Annotated in this window: 8 protein-coding genes; 3 read left to right on the top strand and 5 right to left on the bottom strand. The window is 71.0% G+C overall.

Annotated features, from left to right (window positions below):
• Nucleotides 1–266 precede the first annotated feature (266 nt).
• From BN2279_RS06710 to BN2279_RS06700, 3 genes are all read right to left on the bottom strand, one after another.
• Nucleotides 267–1,466 (bottom strand): helix-turn-helix domain-containing protein, encoded by a 1,200-nt coding sequence (locus BN2279_RS06710; RefSeq protein WP_059007460.1) that lies wholly within the window; start codon nt 1,464–1,466, stop codon nt 267–269.
• 362 nt (nt 1,467–1,828) lie between these two features.
• On the bottom strand, nt 1,829–3,043 hold the full coding sequence (locus tag BN2279_RS06705) for an acyl-CoA dehydrogenase family protein (protein WP_059007458.1): 1,215 nt from the start codon (nt 3,041–3,043) through the stop codon (nt 1,829–1,831).
• Nucleotides 3,044–3,053: 10 nt separating this feature from the next.
• A complete protein-coding gene (locus tag BN2279_RS06700) occupies nt 3,054–3,512 on the bottom strand; it encodes an SCP2 sterol-binding domain-containing protein (RefSeq protein ID WP_059007455.1) in 459 nt (152 codons plus the stop codon).
• A gap of 88 nt (nt 3,513–3,600) precedes the next feature.
• Here BN2279_RS06700 and BN2279_RS06695 point away from each other — a divergent pair, with 88 nt between their 5' ends.
• Entirely contained in the window at nt 3,601–4,248 is a 648-nt protein-coding gene (locus BN2279_RS06695) for a TetR/AcrR family transcriptional regulator (protein WP_059007453.1), read from the top strand.
• Between the two features lie 35 nt (nt 4,249–4,283).
• On the opposite strand, the gene BN2279_RS06690 is transcribed toward BN2279_RS06695, so the two are convergent.
• Nucleotides 4,284–5,135, bottom strand: coding sequence for a MaoC family dehydratase (locus BN2279_RS06690; RefSeq protein ID WP_199827652.1), 852 nt, complete (start codon nt 5,133–5,135; stop codon nt 4,284–4,286).
• A 23-nt stretch (nt 5,136–5,158) separates the two neighbouring features.
• Entirely contained in the window at nt 5,159–6,493 is a 1,335-nt protein-coding gene (locus BN2279_RS06685; RefSeq protein WP_059007449.1) for a 3-oxoacyl-ACP reductase, read from the bottom strand.
• A 91-nt stretch (nt 6,494–6,584) separates the two neighbouring features.
• Between BN2279_RS06685 and BN2279_RS06680 the strand changes: the two genes are divergently transcribed.
• Nucleotides 6,585–7,895: an acetyl-CoA C-acetyltransferase gene (locus BN2279_RS06680; protein WP_059007447.1), complete on the top strand. Its 1,311-nt coding sequence runs from the start codon at nt 6,585–6,587 to the stop codon at nt 7,893–7,895.
• Between the two features lies 1 nt (nt 7,896).
• A partial coding sequence (locus BN2279_RS06675; RefSeq protein WP_059007445.1) for an AMP-dependent synthetase/ligase occupies nt 7,897–9,467 on the top strand: 1,571 nt, incomplete at its 3' end.

Here is a 9,467-nt window from a genome sequence, read left to right as displayed (position 1 = left end):
GCCCCCGACACCGCACCACCACCACGGCATCGAAGAAGGCACCCGCCGGCAACGTCCGCACCCCATCCCCCTCACCCGGCATCCACGCCGGACAAGACACGAACGAACCCCGGCCGGACCCCGGGAAGAACTGAGCTGCGACCATAACTCTGCTCTCCAGTGAGCTGTCGTGCGCTGACAGTCACCAAGCCTGCCGGGGTTCCCGGGGGGCGAGTTGCACAGACGTGTGCAACTTCCGGCGCGCGGGATATGGCACCGCGAGAGGCTTACGTCACGCCGATCCACGCGGCGAAGCGGGCCAGGGGGCCGGTGCGGGAGTGTTCTCGGCGGCGTAGCTGGATGACCGTTTCCCGGGTCGTGGGGTGGTACTTCGTCTGTTGCGGGGCCGCGCGGCGGGCTCGTTGGAGGCAGGTCAGCGCTTCTGTCCGGCTTCCGGCCCAGGCGTGGATCCTGGCCACGTCCATCCAGTGGTGCCCCGCCCGTGAGCGGGACCATCCGCGCGGGATGCGGACGTCTCCGGCCAGTTGGATGGCCTCGTCGTACTCCTCCAGTTCCGAGACGACCGCGACGGCGTGCACGCCGACGTTCGGCGGGCCCCAGGTGAGGCCGTAGTCGGGCAGTTCGCCCGTCTCCTCGGCGAGGCTCCTGGCCACAGCGAGGTGACTGTCGGCGCGGGCACGGTCCTTGGCGCGTCCGGCGATCACGGCCGCGCGCAGATGCAGGCTGCCGCGCAGGGCGTCGAGTCCTTCCGGGCGCCGGGAGTCCTGGCCTTCGAGGTCCGTCAACGCCCGCTGGACGACGCGCAGTCCGATGTCGTAGCGGCCGTGCGCCAGCACGGTCTGGGCGCGCAGGTACGCCTGGACGGCGAGCAGCCCCGGCTCGTCCGCCTGCGGCGCGGCCAGCGCGATGCGGTCCAGGGCCACCGTGGCGAGGTCCTGGTAGCCGAAGTTCCACGCCACGGTGAAGACGCAGCGGAAGGCGTTGGCCAGGCACTCGTAGGCGTACCGCCGGTCCTCGCCGGTCGAGGTGTGCACCGCGTGGACGCACTCGTCGATCACGCCGGGGAGGTCCCGGAGCATGGGCGTGTACTCGGCATGGCGGCGCTGGAGGAGGAGCCGCCGCACGTCCCGGCCGATCAGCGACGGGTGGCGCGGGGGCGTGGTCCAGTCGTGCGGCACGTCCCAGTTCTCCATGCCGACGCGGATGGGCTGGAGCAGGACGTCCAGCCGGTCACGGCGCAACTCGTCCGCGTACGGCTGTCCGAGCAACTCGGCGACGGGGACGCCGAGTCCGCGGGCGCACGCGGCGACGAAGGCCGGTGACGCGGGTCGTTGTCCGCATTCGACCTTGGAGAGCAGCGACATGGAGACGTGGGCGCGCATGGCGAGCCCGGTCTGGGTCAGGCCGCGCCGGGCACGCAACTCCGCGATGCGCGCGCCGGTGTACTCGTCACTGCTCTCGGGCATGCCGACTCCCGCGATTCGTCCGGCTCGACACCTGAACGGTAGCCCCGGAGAGCGGCCGGAAACAGCGAACGGTCCGGCCGTCCCCAGCCCGGTGGGGTCGCCGCACCCGGGGGCGGTGCCGTGGTCCGCGCCGGTCGGCACGGCGAGGAGCGACCCGTCGGCGGGCCCGGTGGCCCGCGCCCGGAGCCACTCGAAAGTGCCGCTGCCGCGACGGCGACGCGACCTCTCCCGGCCGCCGAGCGGTCCGGGAAAAACCTGCCGCCCCCCGCGAGTGACCAGTTCGCGGGGGGCGGCAGCGGGCAGAGGGAACGCCGACTCGGTCGCTCACCTGCCGTTTCGCAGTGGCTGAGGGTTCCGGCGCGTCAGCGGATGTGGCGGCCGGAGATGGCGCGGGCGATCACCAGGCGCTGGATCTCGCTCGTGCCCTCAAAGATCGTGTAGATCTTCGAGTCGCGGTACATCCGCTCCACGGGGTGCTCCCGGCTGTAACCGGCGCCGCCCAGGATCTGGATGGCCTTCTCGGTGGCGCTGACGGCGAGTTCACCGGCGCGCAGCTTGGACATGGAGCCCTCGCCGGCGGTGAACTGCTTCTCGTTGCGCGCCATCCACGCCGCGCGCCAGATCAGCAGCCGGACCGCGTCGATCTCGGTCCGCAGGTCCGCCAGGGTGAAGGCGATGGCCTGGTTCTCGATGATCGGGCGGCCGAACGCCTCGCGCTCGCCCGCGTACTCCAGGGCGTACTCGTAGGCCGCGCGCGCGATGCCGAGCGCCTGGGCGCCGACGGTCGGTCGGGAGACCTCGAAGGTGGCCATGGCCGCCTGGCCCTTGGCCGTGTTGCCCTCGCGGATCCGGGCCAGCCGGGCGTCCAGCTTCTCCTTGCCGCCGAGCAGGCACTCGCCGGGCACCCGCACGTCGTCCAGGAAGACGTCGGCGGTGTGCGAGGCGCGCAGGCCGAGCTTCTTGATCTTGCGGTTGCCGACCAGGCCCGGGGTGTTGGGCGGCACGATGAACGCGGCCTGGCCGCGGGCGCCCAGCTCGGGGTCGACGGAGGCGACGACGACGTGGATGTTGGCGATGCCGCCGTTGGTGATCCACGCCTTCTGGCCGCTGAGGATCCACTCGTCCTTGGCCTCGTCGTAACGGGCCCGGGTGCGCATGGCGGAGACGTCGGAGCCCGCCTGGGGCTCGGAGACGCAGAACGCCGCCACCTTCACGTCGTTCTCGTCACCGAAGCACTGCGGGACCCACTCGGCCATCTGGTCGGGGGTGCCGGAGGCGAAGATGCCGGCGACGGCCAGGGAGGTGCCGAACAGGGCCATGCCGATGCCGGCGTCGCCCCAGAAGAGCTCCTCGTTGGCGATCTGGAGGGAGAGACCGGTCGGGTCGCCGAACAGTTCGGCGAGGGACTCGAAGCCGTACAGGCCGATCTTGGCCGCCTCCTGGAGGACCGGCCAGGGAGTCTCCTCCCGCTCGTCCCATTCGGCCGCCGCGGGACGGACGACATCGGCGGCGAAGCCGTGCACCCAGTCCCGGAGGTCCTGCTGGTCTTCAGTGAGGTCGAGAGAAAAGCCGCTCATGGATGGATACTCACGCCTTCGGGATGTCGAACAGCTTGGGGAGGGCCGAGGCCAGGCCGATGTCGCCGGTGACCTTGAGCTTGCGGGTCATGAACATCGCGACGGGGCTGCCGTTGCCCGACACCAGCTTGAGGAAGTCGGCGTCGTTGGCGGCGAGCGTCACGCGGGGCTCGGCGTCCGAGCGGCCGGGGGTGACCTTCACCTGGCCGTCGGCTATGGCGGTCTCCCAGGTGACGACCGGGTCACCGGTGACCTCCCAGCGGATCAGGGCCTTCATGGAGCCGGCGCCCTCGGGGCGGAACTGGCTCTCCATGCGGCCGAAGACCTCGGAGATGACCCGCTGCCGCACGTCCGGGTCGGCGGCCAGCTCCGCGATCTCCTTCTTGGAGAGCTTCTTGACGATCTGGGCGAACTCCTTGGGAGTGACGTTCGCGAAGTCCAGATCGCGGATGTTGGGGCTGTCGGCCATGTCGTGCCACCCACCTCACTGTGAGACTTACTCTGAAGTAGACTTACTGAAGAGTAAGATTACGCACTGCCTAGGTAGGCTGGCAAGAGTGAGCGACAAACGAAGACGGCGACTCCCGAGGAACGTCCGCGAGCAGGAGATCATCGACGCCGCGCTCCACGTCTTCTCCAAGCGCGGCTACCACGCCGCGGTCGTGGACGAGATCGCCGAGCTGGCCGGGATCTCCAAGCCGATGGTGTACCTGTACCTCGGCTCGAAGGAAGGGCTGTTCGTCGCGTGCATCCGGCGCGAGTCGCAGCGCCTGGCGGCCACGTTCAAGGACGCCGCGCAGGCGGGGGGTTCCACTCCCGAGCAGCGGCTGTGGGCCGGCCTGACGGCGTTCTTCGCGTTCGTCGCCGAGCACCGGGACGCGTGGCTGGTCCTGCACCGGCAGGCGCCCGACCAGAGCGAGGCGATCTCCGCGGAGCTGGCCCAGGCCCGGCGCTCCATCATGGCCGTGGTCGCCGGGCTGGTCGGGCAGGGCATCACCGAGGGCGGAAGGCCCGGCCTGGGTGAGCAGGACGCCGATTTCGTCGCGCACGCCCTGGTGGGCGCGGCGGACTCGCTGACCGAGTGGATGGAGCGCCATCCGGGTCAGTCGCCCGAGCGCATGACGATCGGCCTGATGAACATGATGTGGGTGGGGATGCGGAACGTGCTCACCGGGGAGGTGTGGACACCACCCCGGGAGACGTGAGCGGCTATCTCCTGGATCAGTGAGGGGAAGGGGGGTCACCGCACCTTTTCGATGCGGCCGTACAGGTGGTGTCGTTTCCCGTCCGCCGAGTTCAGCTCGAACGGGCGGACGGGACCGGCCTCGCCCGCCCGGAAGGCGACGCGGGTGGGGAGCTGGACCGGGGCGCGGAACCAGACCTGCGCGGCGAACGCGTCGGGCAGCACGTCCTCCAGCGCGGCCAGGCTGCGGGCCTTGGTCCACATGCCGTGCGCGATGGCCGTCGGGAAGCCGAACATCTTGGCGCCCAGCGGGTGCAGGTGGATCGGGTTCCGGTCGCCCGAGACGGCGCCGTAGCGCCGCCCGATGCCGGCGGGCACGGACCATTCCTGGCTGAGAGCGGCGTCCACCGCCTCGTGCAGCTCACCGCCGTCGGGGGCCTTCTTCGCCGCCGAGGACCCGTTGGCGCCGTTGGACCCGCCCGAGCCGCGGCGCAGGAACGTGCTGGCCGAACGCCACACCACCGCACCGTCGCGGTCCTCCGCCTCCGCGAGGATGTCGAACGTCACACCCTTGGGGTGCGGCGACGGCTGGGTGGCCTCGACGCGGTAGCTGAGGGCCTCCCCCGGCGCGACGGGCCGCAGTTGCTCGATCCGGTTGACGATGTGGACCAGGCCCGGCAGCCGGTAGGGGAAGTCCCGCTTGGTCATCAGCACCATCGCCAGGGGGAACGCGACGATGTGCGGGAAGGTCGGCGGCAGCCGGTCGCTGCGCCGGAAACCGCACACCTCCGCGTACCGGGCCAGCAGGCCCGGGTCGGCCACCGTGTCGGGCAGCAGAAGCCGCCGCACGGGAACCTGGCCGTCGCCGCGCTTGGGAATGAGCAGCGCGCGGGCGTACAGAGTGGTCATGCCCGGGGTCGACATGGTGTTCGTCACGCTCCCAAAAGGGCTTGGCCGCAGACCCGGAGGACCTGGCCGCTGACGGCGCCGGTGCCGGGCGAGGCGAAGTAGGAGACGGCCTCGGCCACGTCTACGGGCTCGCCGCCCTGGTTGAGGCTGTTCATACGACGGCCGGCCTCGCGGATGAAGAGGGGGATGGCGGCGGTCATCTGGGTCTCGATGAAGCCGGGCGCGATGGCGTTGATGGTGATGCCGCGCTCGGCCACCGCCGGGGCGAGGGACTCGACCAGACCGATCAGGCCGGCCTTGCTGGCGGCGTAGTTGGTCTGGCCCATGTTGCCGGCGATGCCGCTGATGGACGAGGTGCAGATGATCCGGCCGCCGTCGCGGATGACGGGCAGCAGGCCGTCGGTCAGACGCTCCACGGCGATCAGGTTGACCGCCATCACCGAGTTCCAGCGGGCGGCGTCCATGCCGCCGAGCGTCTTGTCGCGGGTGATGCCCGCGTTGTGCACGACGATGTCCACGCCGCCGCCGAACTCCGACTCCAGGTGGGCGATGGTCCGCTCCACCGCGTCGTCGGCGGTGATGTCCAGCTCCAGCGCCGTGCCGCCGATCTTGCCGGCGACGTCGCGCAGCGCCTGGCCCTGGGCCGGGATGTCCACACAGACCACGCGGGCGCCGTCACGGGACAGCACGCGGGCGACCGTCTCGCCGATGCCCCGGGAGGCGCCGGTGACGATGGCGGTCTTGCCGGCCAGCGGCTTCTCCCAGTCGGCGGGCGCCTCCACCGTGCCGGCCGGCTCCGGGCGCACGCGCAGCACCTGGCCGGAGACATACGTGGAGCGGGCGGACAGCACGAAACGGACGGTGGACTCCAGCGAGTCCTCCGCGCCCGGCGCCACGAGCACCAGGTGCGCGGTCGCGCCGCCCCGCAGCTCCTTGCCGACGGAACGGACGAAACCTTCCAGCGCGCGCTGGGCCGCCGCCTCACGGGGGCTGTCGGCCAGCTCGTGCGGCGTGCCGAGCACGAGCACACGCCCCGAGGAGGCCACCGAGCGGATGCGGGGGTGGAAGAACGCGTAGAGCTGTTCCAACTGGCTCGCGTCGGTGATGCCGGTCGCGTCGAAGATCAGCGCGCCAGGACGTTCGGCACGGTCCTGGACCGTGGCGCCGCAGGAGTCGAGAATCTCACGCAGGCCCTTGGCCAGCCGTCCGCCGTCCGCGGCGCCGAGCTCCACGGGGCCCCTGGCCACCGGCTGACCTGGCCGGTACCGGGCCAGCACGGTCGGGCGCGGCAGGCCCAGACGCTTGGAGATGAAGGCCCCGGGACGACCAGTGGTGAACGTGAAGTACCTATCAGCCATTGATTTCCTCCTTACTGAAGGGTAAGTCTACTGGCAAGTTAAATCAGTCGGTCCGGGACCACAAGGACCACAAGGAGAGAGTGAGACGGCCATGACAGCGGTCGGGCGCCGTGTGGCGATCCTCGGCGGTAACCGCATTCCCTTCGCCCGCTCTGACGGGCCGTACGCGACCGCGTCCAACCAGGACATGCTCACGGCCGCGCTGGCCGGGCTGGTGGACCGGTTCGAGTTGCGCGGCCAGCTCCTCGGGGAGTTCGTCGCCGGTGCGGTCCTCAAGCACGCCAGGGACTTCAACCTCGCCCGGGAAACCGTCCTGGGCAGCGCACTTGACCACCGCACACCCGCCTACGACATCCAGCAGGCGTGCGGCACCGGTCTGGAGGCGGTCATCCTCGTCGCCAACAAGATCGCCCTCGGCCAGATCGACGCGGGCATCGCGGGCGGCGTGGACACGGCGAGCGACGCGCCGCTGGCCATCAACGACGACCTGCGGAAGGTCCTGCTGAAGGCCCGCCGCGGCAAGTCCACCGGGCAGCAGCTCAAGGCCCTCACCGGTATCCGGCCCAAGCACGTGATGCTCGACATCCCGCGCAACGCCGAGCCCAGGACCGGCCTGTCCATGGGCGAGCACGCCGCCCGGACCGCCGCCGAGTGGCGTATCTCACGCGAGGACCAGGACCTGCTGGCCGCCACCAGCCACCAGCGCCTGGCCGCCGCGTACGAGGCGGGCTTCTTCGAGGACCTGATCACCCCGTACCGCGGTCTGGAGCGCGACCAGAACCTCCGCCCGGACAGCAGCGTGGAGAAGCTGGCCAAGCTCAAGCCCGTCTTCGGCACCGACGGCCCCAGCCCGACGATGACGGCGGGCAACTCCACGCCGCTCACCGACGGCGCCTCCACCGTGCTGCTCGCCAGCGAGGAGTGGGCCGCCGAGCGCGGACTGCCCGTGCTGGCCTACCTCACCTACTCCCGCACCGCGGGCGTGGACTTCGTGAACGGCCCCGACGGGCTGCTGACCGCTCCCGTCTACGCCGTGCCGAAGCTGCTGGAGGCCGCCGGGCTCGCCCTCCAGGACCTCGACCTGTACGAGATCCACGAGGCGTTCGCCTCCCAGGTCCTCGCCACCCTCGCCGCCTGGGACGACGCCGGCTTCTGCGAGCGCCGCCTGGGCCTGGACAAGCCGCTGGGCGCGATCGACCGCGACCGCCTCAACATCAACGGATCCTCGCTCGCCACCGGCCACCCCTTCGCGGCGACCGGCGGGCGCATCGTGGCCACCCTCGCCAAGGAGCTCAACCAACTGGCGGAGGAGCGTGGCGGCACCGTCCGGGGCCTGATCTCCATCTGTGCCGCCGGTGGCCTCGGCGTCACCGCCATACTCGAAAGCCAGCAAGGGAGCTGACATGGGCGCACGACAGGACCTCAAGAGGGCGAAGAAGCACGGGGATCTGTCCACCCGCGTCCGGCCGGAAGTGATCCGTGAGAACGGGGTGGTCCGTGAGGTGCGGGTGCCGCCGCTGGTGGCTCCGCCGACGTCGGGCAGTATCGCGGACATCCCGTTCACCAACGCGGCCGAGGCGCCGGGCAGTGTGGCGGTGCGCCGGAAGGTCGGTGACCGGTATGTGCCGGTGACGGCGGCGGCGTTCGCGCGTGAGGTCACGGATGTGGCCAAGGGGCTGATCGCGGCGGGTCTGGTGCCCGGCGGGCGGGTCGCGGTGATGGCGCGGACCTGTTACGAGTGGGCCGTGCTGGACTTCGCGATCTGGGCGGCGGGCGGCCAGACCGTACCCATCTACGCCACCTCCTCGGCCGAGCAGATCGAGTGGATCCTGCGGGACTCCGGCACCGCGTTCATCGTGGTCGAGAACGCCGACCACGCCGCCACCGCCGAGACGGCCATCGCGGAGGTCTCCCGGGACCTCCCGCAGCCGCGCCTGTGGCGCATCGACGACGGGGCGCTGGCCCAGCTCACCGCGCTCGGCCGGGACGTGGCCGACGCGGAGGTCACCGAACGGCGGACCGCGCTGAGCCCGGACACCATCGCCACCCTCGTCTACACCTCCGGCACCACCGGGCGCCCCAAGGGCTGCGTGCTCACCCACGCCAACCTCCACGCGGAGGCGGCCAACGTGGTGGAGCTGCTCCAGCCGGTGTTCGAGGCGGTCACCAAGCAGACCGCCTCGACACTGCTGTTCCTGCCGCTGGCGCACATCCTGGGCCGCACCATCCAGATCGCCTGCCTGGCCGGGCGCATCGAGATCGGCCACTGCCCCAGCATCAAGCCGGACGAACTGCGCCCCGAACTGGCCCTGTTCAAGCCGACGTTCCTGGTCGGCGTGCCGTACCTGTTCGAGAAGATCCACGACACCGGGCGGGCCATGGCCGAGAAGATCGGCCGCGGCTCGTCGTTCGAGCGGGCGGACCGGATCGCCGTGAAGTACGGCGAGGCGGCGCTCAACAAGTACCTCGGCAAGGGCCCCGGCCCGAGCCTGGGTCTGTCGCTCGCCCGGGGGCTGTACGACCTGCTGGTGTACCGCCGCATCCGCGCCGCCCTCGGCGGCCGGGTCCGGTACGCCATCAGCGGCGGCTCGCCCCTGGACACCCGGCTGAACCTGTTCTTCTTCGGCTGCGGCATCGTCATCTACGAGGGTTACGGCCTGACCGAGACGACGGCGGCGGTCACCCTGATCCCGCCGCTCGACCCGAGGCCCGGCACGGTCGGCCAGCCCCTGCCGGGCGCGTCGATCCGCATCGGCGACGACGGCGAGGTCCTGATCAAGGGCGGCACGGTCTTCACCTCCTACTGGAACAACCCGACCGCCACCAAGGAGGCCCTGGACGCCGACCAGTGGTTCGCCACCGGCGACCTGGGCACCCTGGACGACGACGGGTACCTGAAGATCACCGGCCGCAAGAAGGACATCATCATCACCAACGGCGGCAAGAACGTCTCGCCCGCCGTCCTGGAGGACCG

The organism is Streptomyces specialis (genome assembly GCF_001493375.1).
Classification (GTDB): domain Bacteria; phylum Actinomycetota; class Actinomycetes; order Streptomycetales; family Streptomycetaceae; genus Streptomyces; species Streptomyces specialis.
The sequence above is the reverse complement of the archived record's forward strand: the minus strand, read 5'-3'. Positions and strand labels throughout refer to the sequence as shown.